Genomic DNA, 17496 nt, shown 5'->3' with positions numbered 1-17496 from the left:
ACTCGAGACAAAAGGGAGGTAGGCTCCTTGATAGATGTTAACAATTTTGAGTATATGAAAATCGGATTAGCGTCACCCGATAAAATTCGCTCATGGTCTTATGGAGAAGTCAAAAAGCCAGAAACAATTAACTACCGTACATTAAAACCTGAAAAAGACGGGTTGTTCTGTGAACGTATTTTCGGTCCTACCAAAGACTGGGAATGCCATTGCGGAAAATACAAACGCGTTCGTTATAAAGGTGTAGTCTGTGATCGCTGTGGCGTTGAAGTAACACGTTCAAAAGTAAGACGTGAACGTATGGGCCACATCGAACTAGCAGCTCCTGTTTCACATATCTGGTATTTCAAAGGAATTCCGAGCCGTATGGGCCTTATCTTGGATATGTCCCCGCGCTCACTTGAGGAAGTTATCTATTTTGCTTCTTACGTAGTAATCGATCCTGCCGATACACCGCTTGAAAAGAAACAGCTTCTTTCCGAAAAAGAATACCGTGCATACCGCGATAAGTTTGGGAAGAAATTCCAAGCGGCAATGGGAGCGGAAGCGATTAAACGCCTTCTGCAAGAAATCGATCTTGAACGCGAGACTGATTCGCTGAAAGAAGAATTGAAAACGGCTCAAGGCCAACGCCGCACTCGGGCGATCAAACGTCTTGAAGTTGTTGAATCTTTCCGTAACTCAGGAAACAATCCTGATTGGATGATTCTGGATGTTCTTCCTGTCATTCCGCCGGAACTTCGTCCGATGGTTCAATTAGACGGCGGCCGCTTTGCGACTTCTGATTTGAATGATCTTTACCGCCGCGTAATCAACCGGAATAACCGTTTGAAACGATTATTGGATCTTGGTGCTCCTAGCATCATCGTTCAAAACGAGAAACGCATGCTTCAAGAAGCGGTAGATGCGCTGATTGACAATGGCCGTCGTGGCCGTCCGGTAACAGGACCGGGTAACCGTCCATTGAAATCTCTTTCTCATATGTTAAAAGGTAAACAAGGACGTTTCCGTCAAAACCTTCTTGGTAAACGTGTTGACTACTCAGGCCGTTCAGTTATCGTTGTTGGACCGAACTTGAAAATGTATCAGTGTGGTTTGCCGAAAGGAATGGCGATTGAACTGTTCAAGCCTTTCGTTATGAAAGAGCTTGTAGAGCGCGGACTTGCCCATAACATTAAGAGCGCGAAACGCAAGATCGAACGTCTGCATTCTGAAGTGTGGGATGTACTTGAAGATGTTATCAAGGAGCATCCGGTTCTATTGAACCGAGCACCAACACTTCACAGACTTGGTATCCAGGCATTTGAACCGACACTTGTTGAAGGTAAAGCAATCCGTCTTCATCCGCTTGTATGTACTGCATACAATGCCGATTTTGATGGTGACCAAATGGCTGTTCACGTACCACTTTCATCTGAAGCACAAGCAGAAGCCCGGCTTTTGATGCTTGCAGCTCAGAACATTTTGAATCCGAAAGACGGAAAACCTGTTGTAACGCCATCTCAGGATATGGTTCTAGGAAACTATTACTTAACGCTTGAGCGTCAAGGTGCTACTGGGGAAGGCGCTACTTTCACCGGACCGGAAGAAGTAATGATCGCTTACCAAACAGGCCACGTGCATCTTCATACACGTATAGCCATCTTAGCGGGATCAGTCAACAACCCGACATTCACAGAAGAACAAAACAAAATGCTTTTGCTGACAACAGTCGGTAAAGTCATTTTCAATGAAATTCTGCCAAAGTCGTTCCCTTATATCAATGAACCGACAAATTACAACTTACAAGTGGAAACACCAGCGAAGTACTTTGTTCCGACAACGACAGATGTCCGCCGTCATTTCAAAGAAGCTGAACTAGTGACGCCATTTAAAAAGAAAATTCTTGGGGAAATCATCGCTGAAGTATTCACTCGTTTCCACATTACGGAAACTTCAAGAATGCTTGACCGCATGAAGAGCCTTGGGTTTAAATATTCAACTCAAGCTGGTATCACGGTTGGGGTAGCTGATATCGTCGTACTTCCAGATAAAGGCGAAATTCTAATCGAGGCACAAGCAAATGTTGATAAAGTAATGAAGCAATTCCGTCGTGGTTTGATCACTGAAGAAGAACGTTATTCACGTGTCATTTCTTACTGGAGCAGCGCTAAAGACGTTATTCAGGAAAAACTGATGGCTTCTTTAGATAAGACAAACCCGATTTATATGATGAGTGACTCCGGTGCCCGTGGTAACGCGTCCAACTTTACACAGCTTGCTGGTATGCGCGGACTCATGGCCAACCCGGCTGGACGAATCATTGAACTGCCGATCAAATCTTCATTCCGTGAAGGTCTGACGGTACTCGAATACTTCATCTCGACTCACGGTGCGCGTAAAGGTCTTGCCGATACGGCATTGAAAACAGCAGACTCAGGTTACTTGACTCGTCGTCTAGTAGACGTTGCACAAGATGCAATTGTCCGCGAAAATGACTGTGGCACTGACCGTGGTTTGTTGGTTGGAGCGTTGATGGAAGGAACGGAAGTTATCGAAGAGCTTGACGAGCGTATCATTGGCCGCCATGCGAAGAAAACGGTCCGCCATCCAGAAACAAAAGAGGTTATTGTAGCTAAAGACGAATTGATTACTCACGACTTGGCTCGTTTGATTGTTGAAGCAGGAATCAAAGAAGTGACTATCCGTTCGGCGTTTACATGTAACACAAAACACGGCGTATGTAAGAAGTGCTACGGTACAAACTTGGCAACTGGCGACGAAGTTGAAGTGGGTGAAGCAGTTGGAATTATTGCAGCTCAATCAATCGGTGAGCCAGGAACCCAGCTTACAATGCGTACATTCCACACAGGTGGAGTTGCGGGTGACGATATTACCCAAGGTCTTCCGCGTATCCAAGAGATCTTTGAATCACGTAATCCGAAAGGGCAAGCTGTTATTTCTGAAATCAACGGTACTATCACCGAAATTGATGAAATCAGAGAAGGCCTAAAGGAAATTACGATTCAAGGAGACGTTGAAACCCGTAAATATCTGGCTCCTTACAATGCACGTTTGAAAGTGCAGCTTGACGATACAATCCGCCGCGGTGAAGTATTGACCGATGGATCGATTGATCCGAAGCAATTGCTTCAAGTTAAAGATGTACAATCTGTTCAAGTGTATCTATTGAAAGAAGTTCAGAAAGTTTACCGTATGCAGGGCGTTGAAATCGGCGACAAGCACGTTGAGGTTATGGTTCGTCAAATGTTCCGTAAAGTCCGCGTAATCGAAGCCGGCGACACTGATTTGCTTCCAGGTTCACTTCTGGACATCCACCAATTCACGGAAGCGAACGTAAAAGCGGTCTTAGAAGGCAACTTGCCTGCAACAAGCCGTCCTGTTATTCTCGGGATTACAAAAGCTTCACTTGAAACAGAATCTTTCTTGTCGGCAGCATCCTTCCAGGAAACGACTCGTGTCTTAACTGATGCAGCTATCAAAGGAAAACGTGATGAACTGTTAGGTTTGAAAGAGAATGTTATCATTGGTAAACTTGTTCCAGCCGGAACGGGGATGCAGCGTTACCGTCAGATTAAAATTGCAAAAGATGAATTGCACGAAGAAGCAGAAACAGTTAGCACAGAATCATAAAAAAGTCTTGTTGATTCCGGAAAGTTTAATATAACTTTCCGGGATTTTTCAAGAATCAGTTGACACTGCCAGCAGAGAATGATAACATATTGAGGGTTGATGTTTAACGGTCTGTTGCTGCTCAAATTAAGATCTTAAATTGTCTATTAAAGTAGTACAGATAAGTAAAACGATCATCGGTACAAACGACAGTAAACGTTTTGAAACCGGCATTGTGAGGAACACTGTTCCAGAACAACCGTTTTAGCGAGTACTGGATATCAGTTTTTGTGTAAAAAGCACAAAGACTTTGTTTTTACCCAAAAAATGAACCACCTGGATATGTGGTATTAGAACACCTTTTGAGAGGAGGAAAAAATCGATGCCTACAATTAATCAATTAGTTAACAAGCCTCGTAAACCAAAAAGCACGAAATCAAACTCACCTGCGTTGAACAGAGGTTACAATAGCTTCAAAAAGTCTCAGACTAACGCTAACTCGCCTCAAAAACGTGGAGTTTGTACACGTGTTGGTACGATGACACCGAAAAAGCCAAACTCTGCATTGCGTAAATATGCGCGTGTACGTTTGACAAACCAAATTGAGGTTAATGCTTACATCCCTGGAGAAGGCCACAACCTTCAAGAGCACAGTGTAATTCTTCTTCGCGGCGGACGCGTAAAAGATTTACCGGGTGTACGTTACCATATCGTACGTGGAGCACTTGATACTGCTGGAGTAAACGGCCGTATGCAAGGACGTTCTAAATACGGAACAAAACGTCCAAAAGAAAAAAAATAATCATATTCAAATAACGAAGTGATTTCGTTGAAAGGAGGAACATACATGCCTCGTAAAGGTCCTGTAGCTAAACGTGACGTGTTGCCAGATCCGATTTATAATTCCAAATTGGTGACACGCTTAATTAACAAAATGATGGTCGACGGAAAAAGAGGTACTTCACAAAAGATTTTGTACGGAGCGTTTGAACTAGTTAAAGAACGCAGCGGAAAAGATCCAATCGAAGTATACGAACAAGCTTTGGCTAACGTAATGCCAGTTCTTGAAGTTCGCGCTCGCCGTGTTGGTGGAGCTAACTATCAAGTGCCGGTTGAAGTTCGTCCAGAACGCCGTACGACTCTAGGCCTTCGCTACCTTGTGAACTATTCACGCCTGCGTGGAGAAAAAACAATGGAAGAGCGTTTGGCTAATGAAATTCTTGATGCTGCAAACAACACTGGAGCAGCAGTGAAAAAACGTGAAGATATTCACAAAATGGCGGAAGCAAACAAAGCATTTGCTCACTATCGCTGGTAATTTCTTTCAAGATGTTAAAATCTTAATCCGAGACGGAAGGAGAAAAACAACATGGCAAGAGAGTTCTCCTTAGACAAAACACGTAATATCGGAATCATGGCACACATTGATGCCGGTAAAACGACTACTACGGAGCGTATTTTATACTACACAGGTAAAATCCATAAAATTGGTGAAACACATGAAGGTGCTTCTCAAATGGACTGGATGGAGCAAGAGCAAGAACGTGGAATTACAATCACTTCTGCTGCAACAACTGCTTCATGGAAAAACCACCGTGTTAACATCATCGATACTCCTGGACACGTAGACTTCACAGTAGAAGTTGAACGTTCATTGCGCGTACTTGATGGTGCAGTTACGGTTCTTGACGCTCAATCAGGTGTTGAGCCGCAAACTGAAACGGTATGGCGCCAGGCTACAACTTATGGCGTTCCACGTGTTGTATTCGTCAACAAAATGGATAAAATCGGTGCTGATTTCCTTTATTCTGTTAGAACTTTGCATGATCGCCTACAAGCGAATGCTCATCCAATTCAATTGCCAATCGGTGCTGAAGATGAATTCGAAGCAATTATCGATTTAGTTGAAATGAATGCTGTATTCTATGCAAACGACTTAGGAACTGAAATCACTACTGGTGAAATTCCTGAATCCCATAAAGAACTTGCTGAGGAATGGCACACTAAATTAGTGGAAGCTGTAGCTGAGCTTGATGAAGATCTTATGGAAAAATACCTTGGCGGCGAAGAAATTACTAAGGAAGAACTTAAAGCGGCAATCCGTAAAGGAACGTTGGATGTTGAGTTCTACCCAGTAGTTTGCGGAACTGCTTTCAAAAACAAAGGTGTTCAATTAATGCTTGATGCAGTAATCGACTACCTGCCGTCTCCATTGGATGTACCTCCAATGACGGGCGTTCTTCCAGATTCTGATGAGGAAGTATTGCGTAGACCTAGCGAAGAAGAGCCATTCTCAGCGCTTGCGTTTAAAGTAATGACAGATCCATATGTAGGGAAACTAACGTTCTTCCGCGTATATTCTGGTACTCTTAAATCTGGTTCATATGTACAAAACTCTTCTAAAGGTAAACGTGAACGCGTAGGACGTATCCTGCAAATGCACGCTAACTCCCGTGAAGAGATCTCCGAAGTATACTGCGGAGATATCGCTGCTGCAATCGGCCTTAAAGATACATCTACTGGAGACACATTGAGCGACGAGAAAAACCAAGTAATCCTAGAGCGCATGGTATTCCCGGAACCGGTTATCTCATTGTCAGTAGAGCCGAAATCAAAAGCGGACCAAGACAAAATGGGTCAAGCCCTTGCTAAATTGCAAGAAGAAGATCCGACTTTCCGTGCACATACAGACCAGGAAACTGGCCAAACAATCATCGCAGGTATGGGTGAACTCCACCTTGATATCCTCGTTGACCGTATGCGCCGCGAGTTCAACGTAGAAGCCAACGTGGGTGCTCCTCAGGTATCTTACCGTGAGACATTCCGCAGCTCTGCACAAGTTGAAGGTAAATTTGTACGCCAATCAGGTGGACGTGGACAATTCGGACACGTTTGGATTGAATTCTCTCCAAACGAAGAAGGAGCAGGTTTTGAATTTGAAAATGCTATCGTTGGTGGTGTTGTTCCTCGTGAATACATCCCAGCAGTTGAAGCGGGTCTACGTGACTCTCTAGACAACGGTGTTCTTGCCGGATATCCATTGATCGATATCAAAGCTAAATTGTTCGACGGTTCTTACCATGATGTTGACTCGAATGAAATGGCATTTAAAGTAGCTGCTTCTATGGCTCTTAAAAATGCAATCTCTAAAGTTAACCCAGTAATTCTTGAACCAATCATGCGTGTTGAGGTTGTTATCCCTGAGGAATACCTTGGAGATATCATGGGTGACATTACGTCACGCCGCGGCCGTGTAGAAGGTATGGAAGCTCGCGGAAACGCGCAAGTCGTCCGTGCCATGGTTCCTCTTGCTGAAATGTTTGGCTATGCAACTTCATTGCGTTCTAATACGCAAGGCCGTGGTGTGTTCTCAATGCACTTCGATCACTATGAAGAAGTACCAAAATCAATTTCAGAAGAAATCATCAAAAAAAATAAAGGTCAATAATTGAATTTTGATCTTTAATAAAGTATAAATAATTTGTATGCCCGGAATGATAGGCGCCTATTGTTCCGGAACACAAGTTACCTAGCAACTTAATTTTAAGGAGGATTTTTCTAATGGGAAAAGCTAAATTTGATCGCTCGAAAACACATGCGAATATTGGTACAATCGGTCACGTTGACCATGGTAAAACAACTTTGACTGCAGCAATCGCTACAGTTCTTTCTAAGCGTCTTGGCGGGGAAGCTCGTTCATACGACCAAATCGACAACGCACCAGAAGAAAAAGAGCGCGGTATTACAATCAATACTTCACACGTTGAGTATGAAACTGCAAACCGTCACTATGCACACGTTGACTGCCCAGGACACGCCGACTATGTTAAAAACATGATCACTGGCGCTGCTCAAATGGACGGCGGGATCCTAGTAGTATCTGCTGCTGACGGCCCAATGCCACAAACTCGCGAGCACATCCTTCTTTCACGTCAAGTTGGTGTTCCTTACCTAGTTGTATTCATGAACAAATGTGATATGGTAGACGACGAAGAACTTCTTGAACTAGTTGAAATGGAAGTACGCGATCTATTATCAGAATATGACTTCCCTGGCGATGACATTCCTGTTATCAAAGGTTCTGCTCTTAAAGCTCTTGAAGGCGAAGCTGAATGGGAAGAAAAAATCGTTGAATTGATGGACGCAGTTGATGAGTACATCCCAACTCCACCACGTGACACTGACAAGCCATTCATGATGCCAGTTGAGGACGTTTTCTCAATCACTGGTCGTGGTACAGTTGCTACTGGCCGTGTTGAGCGTGGACAAGTTAAAGTCGGCGACACTATCGATATCATCGGTCTTACAGAAGAACCAAAATCTACTACTGTAACAGGTGTAGAAATGTTCCGTAAATTGCTTGACTATGCTGAAGCTGGCGACAACATCGGTGCACTTCTTCGCGGGATTTCTCGTGACGACGTACAACGTGGACAAGTATTGGCTAAACCAGGCACAATCACTCCACACACTGAGTTCAAAGCTGAAGTTTACGTTCTTTCAAAAGAAGAGGGTGGACGTCACACTCCATTCTTCACAAACTACCGTCCGCAGTTCTACTTCCGTACAACTGACGTAACTGGTGTTTGCAACCTTCCTGAAGGCGTTGAAATGGTTATGCCTGGAGATAACATCGAAATGATCGTTTCTCTAATCTCTCCAATCGCGCTTGAAGAAGGAACTAAGTTCTCTATCCGTGAGGGTGGACGTACTGTAGGCGCTGGCGTTGTTGCTTCTATCCAGAAGTAATTTCTGTTAGGTGCTTGCCCCTATCTCATTCTAAATGAGATAGGGGTTTTTTATTGCGCAGAATTTTATTTGCGTTTCATTTATTTGATGGAAATTGCAAGTTCGAACTCTAGTCCAAAAATTTGTATTATAAATCGAATCAAAAATTCGTTATCGATTTTCCCTCATATTCCTCCGCCATTCGTTTTAAAAGCTTTAGAGTTATCGCTTTCATCTCTCCATGAAGGCATTGTGCCATCGCTTTTTCTCTTCTTTTTTCCTCTTTTAAAATTTTTTTTAAAAAGATTTCAAGTTCATACAAACCCTGTTGTTATAACAATGAAAACGGATACAAAAGAAATAAAGATTTGCAATTCACTAAAAGTTTCAGATAATTTGATTGACAGTTGATTTTAAAGGCGTTATGATAACAACAATTTAAAATTCCAAAAAGATATACAATATATCGCGTCATTAAATTTTATTGGAAAGAAGTGAACATCATGGGTGAGCAGGTCATTTATATGAATGGTGGATTTGTTAAGAGAGAAGATGCAAAAATCTCGGTTTACGACCATGGTTTTTTATATGGAGATGGAGTCTTTGAAGGCATCCGTTCTTATAATGGAAACGTCTTTCGGCTGGAAGAGCATTTAGAACGGCTCTATGATTCCGCAAAATCGGTAATGTTAGAAATTCCATATACTTTCGAAGAAATGACCGACCTGGTTGTTCAGACCCTGCGCCGCAATGAGTTGAAAAATGCTTATATTCGTCTTGTCGTATCAAGAGGAGTTGGAAATCTTGGCCTGGATCCTTTCAGCTGCAAAGAGCCCAACGTAATCATTATTGCTGAAGCATTAGCGATGTATCCGCAAGCGCTATATGATTCCGGCATTGAAATTGCATCGGTTGCAACACGTCGAAGCCGATCAGATGTATTAAGTCCGAAAGTAAAATCGCTTAACTATATGAATAACATTCTAGTGAAAATTGAAGCCAATCTTGCTGGTGTCTCAGAAGCCTTGATGATGAACGACCAAGGTTATGTAGCAGAAGGTTCGGCAGATAATATTTTTATCATCCGTAATCGGAAAATCCTAACACCTCCGGGTTATGTTGGAGCACTTGAAGGGATTACAAGAAACGCTATTATCGATTTGGCAAACAAAAAAGGCTATGACATTCAAGAAGGCGTATTTACAAGACATGATGTTTATACGGCAGATGAAGTGTTCTTAACCGGTACAGCAGTCGAAGTGATTTCTGTAGTCAAAGTGGATGGACGCGTGATTGGCGATGGCAAACCAGGACCGGTCACCAAAGATTTACTTTCTGCATTCCGTGAACTTGTGGAAGAAGATGGCGTAAAAGTATATGATCAAGAACAGTTAAAAGCAGTCTCGAACTAAATAAAACAACTCAATGACGAGGTTAAAGTTAATGGAACACGTATTCACAGAGAGCCGGTACAGGTGGAAGCCGGTAATACTGCCATTAATGACATCCCCTCCGAGTGGAGTGCTGAAAGGTTTACACCGTTTAGGCATTCCCGGTGGCTGTAAGATTAGGCTATCGTTACCAGCGGATAAGTTAACTTATCCATGAGGCTGCAGCTATGCAGTGAAGTAGGGTGGTACCATGAAGCTTTTTCATCCCTAAACAAAGAACAGGTTTCTTTGCTTAGGGATGAAAAAGCTTTTTTGGTTTCAAAGACATAATCAAAAGGAGGCGGACAGATTGGGCGTAAACATGAAAGTAAGGCAAGAAACAGACCAAAGACTGAAAGGCAGCGGGGCTGATGTACTGATTCGGTCGTTGCAAGAGCAAGAAGTTGAAATCATTTTCGGTTATCCAGGAGGGGCTGTTTTACCAATTTATGATGCATTACACAAAAATCCAATCCGGCATGTACTTGCTCGGCATGAACAAGGCGCAATCCACGCCGCCGAAGGATATGCAAGAGTGTCTGGTAAACCTGGAGTGGTCATTGCCACCTCGGGGCCTGGTGCAACGAATCTGGTGACAGGGATTGCGGATGCAATGCTCGATTCAATTCCTTTAGTTGTTTTTACCGGGCAAGTAGCCAGTGGTGTAATCGGAACAGATGCTTTTCAAGAAGCCGACATCATTGGCATCACTCAGCCAATCACAAAACATAATTACCAAGTGAAAAGCGCGGAAGACTTGCCGAGAATCATTCAAGAAGCCTTTTACATTGCCTCTACCGGACGTCCAGGTCCTGTAGTGATTGATGTCCCGAAAGATATTTCAGCGAAAATGTTCGTAGAAGCTGAGCGGCCAAAAGAAATCGAATTGCCGGGATATCAACCAACAACAAAACCGAACTTCTTGCAAATCCAAAAAGCGATTCAAGCTTTAACAGAATCTGAAAGACCATTGATATTAGCGGGGGCCGGTGTTTTAGCAGCTCGTGCAACAGAAGAATTGCAGGAGTTCATTGAGCGCCACCAAATTCCAATCACAAACACGTTGCTTGGGCTAGGAACTATAGACGGACACCATGAATTGTTCCTTGGCATGGCCGGTATGCACGGCACGTATACAGCGAATACGGCAATCTGTGAATGCGATGTTCTGTTGAATATCGGGGCACGCTTCGATGACCGGCTGACCGGAAACTTGGCGCATTTTGCGCCAAAAGCAAAAGTCATCCATATCGATATTGACCCAGCTGAAATCGGAAAGAATGTACCAACAGCCATTCCGATAGTGGCTGATGCGAAAGAAGCGTTACGAGAGCTGCTAAATCAGCCATTCGAGTCACCTGACACAGCTGCTTGGCTGCGCCTGCTAAAGACAAATACAGCTGCATATCCGTTGCAGTATAAAGCGGACAAGGAGAGGGGTATACTTCCTCAACAAGCCATCGAGTTGATCCACAAATTGACTCGAGGAGATGCGGTAGTCACAACAGACGTCGGGCAGCATCAAATGTGGGCGGCGCAGTATTACAAATTCAATTATCCGCATCATTGGGTAACTTCAGGCGGACTTGGGACAATGGGCTTTGGTTTTCCTGCAGCGATCGGAGCGCAGCTGGCAAAACCGCATGAAAAAGTAGTCGCCATTGTAGGAGACGCTGGATTCCAAATGACGCTTCAGGAGCTTTCGCTTTTACAGGAAATGCGGCTTCCGGTGAAAGTTGTCATCTTGAACAATCAATGTTTAGGGATGGTAAGACAGTGGCAAGAAACGTTTTACGAAGAACGATATTCCCAGTCAATGATTTCCGTTCAACCGGATTTTGTGAAATTGGCTCAAGCTTACGACATTCAAGGTTATAAAGTCGAAACGATGGAAGAAGCGGAAGCGGTGTTTGCAGAAGCTTTTGAATCAAACGAGCCGGCGCTGATCGATTGCCGGGTGGTTCAATTGGAAAATGTATATCCGATGGTTGCGCCAGGCAAAGGGCTGAATGAAATGATCGGAGTGAAAATCGAATGAAACGAGTAATCACAACAACGGTTATCAACCAAAGCGGAGTTTTGAACCGGGTGACGGGTCTCTTGATGAAGCGGCAGTTTAACATTGAAAGCATCTCAGTAGGGCATACAGAACAACCGGGAATGTCAAAAATGACCTTCATTGTAAACGTGGAAGATGAAGGGAAACTAGAACAGTTGTTAAAGCAGCTTCAAAAGCAGATTGATGTTATCAAAGTGAATGACATTACCGATAAGGCGGTAGTCATGCGGGAGCTGGCATTGGTGAAGGTAGTGGCACCGCCAGCTGTCAGAAGTGAAATTTACAGCATCGTCGAACCTTTCCGGGCCACAGTGGTCGATATGAGCAAAAACGTCACCACTTTCCAAGTTACTGGAGATCCGGAAAAAATCGAAGCTTTTATTGACTTAATGAAACCTTATGGCATTAAAGAATTAACTCGGACCGGCGTTTCAGCGTTTGTCAGAGAAACACAAAAAGTGCAGGCACCGCAGTTAAACATACTATAAAAACCCAAAATTCGAGGAGGAAATAAAATGACAAAAATGTATTATAACCAGGACGTAAACGAGCAAGTATTAAAAGGACAGACAATCGCTATCATCGGATATGGTTCACAGGGCCATGCACACGCACAAAACCTAAAAGATTCAGGATTTAACGTAGTAGTCGGTGTAAGACCTGGGAAATCGTTTGACCAAGCACAAGCGGATGGCATGCAAGTGGCAACAGTAAAAGAAGCGGCCCAAGCAGCAGACGTTATCATGGTGCTAGTGCCGGATGAAAAGCAAACGCAAATCTATAATGAAGAAATCAAGCCGGCATTGAAGGCCGGAAAATCGCTTGTTTTTGCTCATGGATTCAATGTACATTTCAACCAAATCGTAGCTCCTGCTGATGTCGATGTCTTCTTGGTAGCGCCAAAAGGGCCTGGCCATCTTGTTCGCCGGACATACGAATCAGGCGCCGGTGTTCCAGCATTGTTCGCGGTACATCAAGATGTTTCAGGACAAGCCAAGGAAGTGGCACTAGCTTACGCAAAAGGAATTGGGTCGGCACGTGCTGGAGTTTTGGAAACAACATTCAAAGAAGAAACCGAGACAGATTTATTCGGAGAACAAGCAGTTCTATGCGGCGGCGTAACGGCTCTTGTAAAAGCAGGATTTGAAACGCTTGTTGAAGCAGGTTATCAGCCGGAGTTGGCTTACTTCGAGTGTATGCACGAATTGAAATTGATCGTGGACTTGATGTATGAAGGGGGCTTGTCTGGAATGCGTTATTCTATCTCGGACACAGCGCAATGGGGAGATTTCATCTCGGGACCACGCATTGTTGATGCTGATACAAAAGAGCGCATGAAAGAAGTTCTTAAAGATATCCAAACTGGAAAATTCGCAAAAGGCTGGTTGCTTGAAAACCAATTGAACCGTCCGGAATTCACTGCTATCGAAAAATCGGAAGAATCTCATCAAATCGAGCAAGTCGGCCGCGAGTTGCGCGCCATGATGCCATTTGTCAACGAAGGCAAAAAAGCCAAACACAAAGAGGTGGTTGCCAATGCGGCAAATTGATATTTTCGATACGACACTGCGAGACGGAGAACAGTCGGCCGGGATCAACTTGAATACTGCAGAGAAAATCGAAATCGCCCGCCAACTTGAACGTTTTGGAGCGACGATTATCGAATCAGGGTTTCCTGCTGCTTCCCCAGGAGACTTTGACGCTGTCCAGCGCATTGCAGGGACAGTGAAAAATTCCATCGTAACGGGCCTTGCCCGTTCGATGAAAAGTGATATTGACCGGACGTGGGAAGCGCTAAAAGGGGCGGAGCAGCCGCATATCCATATTTTCCTTGCTACCTCTCCTATTCATATGGAACACAAATTGATGAAAACGCCTGAGCAAGTGGTGGAAATTGCCGTAGAATCAGTCAAATATGCTCGGAAGTTCTTCCCGCTCGTACAGTGGTCAGCGGAAGATGCTTCCCGTTCAGATCCGGAATTCTTGGCCCATATTATCCGCAAAGTCATCGATGCAGGGGCGACAACTATCAACTTGCCGGATACGGTCGGTTATGCGACGCCTCAGGAATACGGAGCGATGTTCAAATATATGACGGAAAATGTTGCAGGCATTGATAAAGTGAAATTATCGGCCCATTGCCATAACGATCTTGGCATGGCGACAGCTAATACATTAGCGGCTATCGAAAACGGTGCTACACAAATTGAAGGCACTATTAACGGCATTGGAGAACGGGCTGGAAACGTGGCGTTAGAGGAAATTGCAGTGGCTTTGCACATTCGCAAACAAATCTATAACACGGAAACCGGCATCAACCTGCACGAGATCAAACGCACAAGCCAATTGGTAAGCCAATTGACAGGCAGCTTGATCCAGCCTAATAAAGCGGTAGTCGGAAAAAATGCTTTTGCACACGAATCAGGAATCCACCAAGATGGTATGTTGAAGAACCCTTTGACATACGAAATCATTACTCCGGAACTGATTGGCGATGCCTCGACAGAATTGGTGCTTGGCAAGCATTCCGGCAGGCATGCTTTTAGAGACAGAGCCATCAAAATGGGCTTTGACCTGACGGAAGAAAAATTAAACAAAGCATTTATTGAATTCAAGAAACTGGCAGACAGCAAAAAAGAAATTGTTGAAGACGATTTGTATGTTTTGCTGACAGACCAGCAGATCCATGATACAGAAACACCCGTTTATAAATTGGAAAGTGTCCAAGTTCAATACGGCACGGCAAACATTCCAACCGCCACTGCATCAGCTTACAATCCGGATGGGAAAATGGTTAATGAAGCAGCAACGGGAGCCGGATCAGTCGAAGCGATATTCAACACGCTGGAACGGATTGTAGAAGGTAAAGTCCATATCTTGGATTACCGAGTCACGTCAATTGGCAAAGGGCGGGATGCTCTAGGGGAAGCGGTTATCAACATGACGTACAACGGAGAAACGGTTACAGGCCGCGATGTTGCGCAAGATGTACTGGAAGCAACAGCTAAAGCTTATCTGAATGCTGTGAATCGACAAATTATCCAAACGGGCCAAAAAATAAAAATACCAGCAATCTAACGCCGGACAATCATCGATAGAGGAGGAAATACTATGAAAAAAACAATAGCGGTATTGCCAGGGGACGGCATCGGACCAGAAGTAACAGATGCGGCGGTAAAGGTGCTGCAATCCATCGCAATGCGTTATGGGCATACTTTTCATTTGAAACACGGGGCAATTGGCGGAGCGGCGGTCGACCAATTCAACAGCCCGCTTCCTCAGGAAACAATCGAAGTTTGTGAAGCGAGCGACGCCATTCTTTTAGGGGCAGTTGGCGGTCCGAAGTGGGATGGCCAGCCGTCGCACCTGCGGCCCGAAAGAGGATTATTGACTATCCGGAAACACTTTGATTTGTTCGCAAATCTTCGGCCTGTCAAAGCGGTGCCCGCCCTGCTTTCTTCATCGCCGTTAAAAGAAGAAGTGGCTAAAGATGTAGATATGATGATTGTGCGTGAATTGACGAGCGGATTGTACTTCGGAGAACCGAAACGGAAATCTGAAAAATCGGCGGTTGACACGCTGGTTTATACCCGGGAAGAGATTGAGCGTATTGTTAACCAGTCATTCGAAATGGCCCGTACCCGCAGAGGCAAAGTGACTTCTGTTGATAAAGCCAATGTGTTAGAAACAAGCAAGCTTTGGCGTGAAATAGTGGAAGAACGCAAAAAAGCGTATCCAGATGTTGAAGTAGAGCATATGCTAGTTGATTCGGCAGCAATGAAGTTGATTACAGATCCGCGTTCTTTTGATGTAGTCGTTACCGAAAATATGTTTGGAGATATTTTGAGCGATGAAGCGTCCGTTATCACAGGTTCTCTTGGCATGTTGCCTTCGGCAAGCATCCGTTCGGATGGTTTCGGACTTTATGAACCGGTCCATGGATCGGCGCCTGATATTGCAGGGCAAAACAAAGCCAATCCGTCTGCAGCTATTTTATCAGCGGCGATGATGCTGAAACACTCTTTCGGCCTTCATGCAGAAGCTGCGGCAATTGAATCTGCGGTAATGAGTGTGCTGGAAGATGGTTATTGCACAGGAGACTTGGAAGGTGAAGGGAAACGGGTCATGTCGACAAATGATTTCGTTGCAAAAGTGATTGAAGAATTGGAACGGGAATTTATCTCTGAACATATCATGTATTCATATGTTTAATTGATTGGAGCGGTTAGTGTGGCAAAAACAATTATTGAAAAAGTTTGGGAACAGCATATTGTCTATGAGGAGCCAGGGAAGCCGGATCTTCTTTATATTGACCTTCATTTATTGCATGAAGTAACTTCTCCGCAGGCATTTGAAGGACTTCGGTTGAACGGAAGAAAAGTACGGCGTCCGGACTTGTGCTTTGCGACGATGGATCATAACGTGCCGACCAGAAACCGGGAAACGATCAAAGACCCGATTTCGCGGAAGCAAATCAAGACTTTGCAAGAGAACTGCGAGGAATTCGGAGTGCCTTTGGCAGGACTGAATCATCCAGATCAAGGCATTGTCCATGTAATCGGCCCGGAACTTGGGCTTACGCAACCAGGGAAGACAATCGTCTGTGGAGACAGCCATACGTCCACGCACGGAGCTTTCGGTGCATTGGCATTTGGTATTGGAACCAGCGAAGTCGAGCATGTTCTTTCCACACAAACTCTATGGCAATCAAAGCCGAAGACGATGGAAATCCGGATTGAAGGAGAACTGGGCTTTGGTGTTTCAGCAAAAGATGTTATCTTGGCGATTATCTCAAAGTTTGGAGTCGATATGGGGACAGGGCATATTGTGGAGTATACAGGTGAAGCAATTCGCAAGTTATCCATGGAAGAGCGAATGACGATCTGTAATATGTCGATCGAAGCAGGTGCGCGCGCCGGACTTATTAGTCCAGATGAGACGACAATTGAATACTTGAGAGGGCGCCGCCATGTTCCTCAAGGCGATGCATTTGAAAAAGCGGCAGAGCAATGGCTGGCATTGGCGACAGATGAAGGCGCGGAGTACGATGTTTCCTACAGCATTCATGCCGATGACATTTCACCATTCGTCACATGGGGAACAAACCCATCCATGGGTTCCGGCATTGCCGAGCGGGTCCCATCTGCAGCTGATTTTGAACAGCAGGCGGACCGTGATGCCTTAAAGCAAGCATTGGCTTATATGCAGCTTGAAGAAGGTACACCGTTGACTTCTATTGAAATTCAGCACGTCTTTATTGGTTCCTGTACAAATGCCCGCATTGGAGACTTACGGGCGGCAAGTGAAATCATTGCCGGCAAAAAAGTCCACCCATCGGTGACAGCTATCGTTGTTCCTGGTTCAGAATCAGTAAAACGTGCAGCAGAAGCAGAAGGATTGGATCAAATCTTCCTTGATGCCGGCTTTGAATGGCGTGAGACAGGTTGCAGCATGTGCTTGGCGATGAACGAAGACTCCGTACCGGCAGGGGAGCGCTGTGCTTCCACTTCAAACCGCAACTTTGAAGGACGCCAAGGCGCAGGTTCTATGACTCACTTGGTGAGTCCGGTTATGGCGGCAGCAGCTGCAATTGAAGGGCATTTGACAGATGTCCGCAAATTCATGGAAGAACCTGTTCCTACAGCATAAGAGAAAAGTTCAAGGAGG

The 17496-nt window shown here is 44.6% G+C and carries 12 protein-coding genes; all 12 read left to right on the top strand.

Features of this window, described 5'->3' with window-relative positions:
• Positions 1-27: 27 nt before the first annotated feature.
• The 12 genes from rpoC (at position 28) to leuC (ending at position 17478) form a co-directional block, all read left to right on the top strand.
• Positions 28-3633 carry a DNA-directed RNA polymerase subunit beta' gene (gene rpoC / locus FQV30_RS17695; protein ID WP_146501438.1) on the top strand — a complete coding sequence of 1202 codons (3606 nt, stop codon included), beginning with the start codon at positions 28-30 and terminating at the stop codon, positions 3631-3633.
• A 361-nt stretch (positions 3634-3994) separates the two neighbouring features.
• Complete coding sequence (rpsL, locus tag FQV30_RS17690; protein ID WP_146501437.1) at positions 3995-4414, top strand: 30S ribosomal protein S12; 420 nt, start codon at positions 3995-3997, stop codon at positions 4412-4414.
• Positions 4415-4459: 45 nt separating this feature from the next.
• The gene (rpsG, locus tag FQV30_RS17685) at positions 4460-4930 is read left to right on the top strand and encodes a 30S ribosomal protein S7 (RefSeq protein ID WP_052654184.1); all 471 of its coding nucleotides are present in this window, start codon (positions 4460-4462) and stop codon (positions 4928-4930) included.
• Between the two features lie 51 nt (positions 4931-4981).
• Positions 4982-7060, top strand: a complete 2079-nt coding sequence (fusA, locus tag FQV30_RS17680; protein ID WP_146501436.1) for an elongation factor G — start codon at positions 4982-4984, stop codon at positions 7058-7060.
• A 113-nt stretch (positions 7061-7173) separates the two neighbouring features.
• Entirely contained in the window at positions 7174-8361 is a 1188-nt protein-coding gene (tuf, locus tag FQV30_RS17675) for an elongation factor Tu (protein ID WP_146501435.1), read from the top strand.
• Between the two features lie 482 nt (positions 8362-8843).
• On the top strand, positions 8844-9752 hold the full coding sequence (gene ilvE / locus FQV30_RS17670) for a branched-chain-amino-acid transaminase (protein ID WP_146501434.1): 909 nt from the start codon (positions 8844-8846) through the stop codon (positions 9750-9752).
• A 340-nt stretch (positions 9753-10092) separates the two neighbouring features.
• Entirely contained in the window at positions 10093-11808 is a 1716-nt protein-coding gene (gene ilvB / locus FQV30_RS17665) for a biosynthetic-type acetolactate synthase large subunit (protein WP_255473541.1), read from the top strand.
• Positions 11805-12317 carry an acetolactate synthase small subunit gene (gene ilvN, locus FQV30_RS17660; RefSeq protein WP_146501432.1) on the top strand — a complete coding sequence of 171 codons (513 nt, stop codon included), beginning with the start codon at positions 11805-11807 and terminating at the stop codon, positions 12315-12317. Before ilvB ends, ilvN begins: the two co-directional genes overlap by 4 nt.
• Positions 12318-12344: 27 nt before the next feature.
• Positions 12345-13379: a ketol-acid reductoisomerase gene (gene ilvC / locus FQV30_RS17655; RefSeq protein WP_146501431.1), complete on the top strand. Its 1035-nt coding sequence runs from the start codon at positions 12345-12347 to the stop codon at positions 13377-13379.
• A complete protein-coding gene (locus tag FQV30_RS17650; RefSeq protein WP_146501430.1) occupies positions 13366-14907 on the top strand; it encodes a 2-isopropylmalate synthase in 1542 nt (513 codons plus the stop codon). Before ilvC ends, FQV30_RS17650 begins: the two co-directional genes overlap by 14 nt.
• Before the next feature lie 33 nt (positions 14908-14940).
• Positions 14941-16041 (top strand): 3-isopropylmalate dehydrogenase, encoded by a 1101-nt coding sequence (leuB, locus tag FQV30_RS17645; RefSeq protein WP_146501429.1) that lies wholly within the window; start codon positions 14941-14943, stop codon positions 16039-16041.
• 18 nt (positions 16042-16059) lie between these two features.
• A complete protein-coding gene (gene leuC, locus FQV30_RS17640) occupies positions 16060-17478 on the top strand; it encodes a 3-isopropylmalate dehydratase large subunit (protein WP_146501428.1) in 1419 nt (472 codons plus the stop codon).
• Positions 17479-17496: the final 18 nt, after the last annotated feature.

It is taken from the genome of Planomicrobium sp. CPCC 101110 (assembly GCF_007859395.1).
Classification (GTDB): Bacteria; Bacillota; Bacilli; order Bacillales_A; family Planococcaceae; genus Planococcus.
The sequence above is the reverse complement of the archived record's forward strand: the minus strand, read 5'-3'. Positions and strand labels throughout refer to the sequence as shown.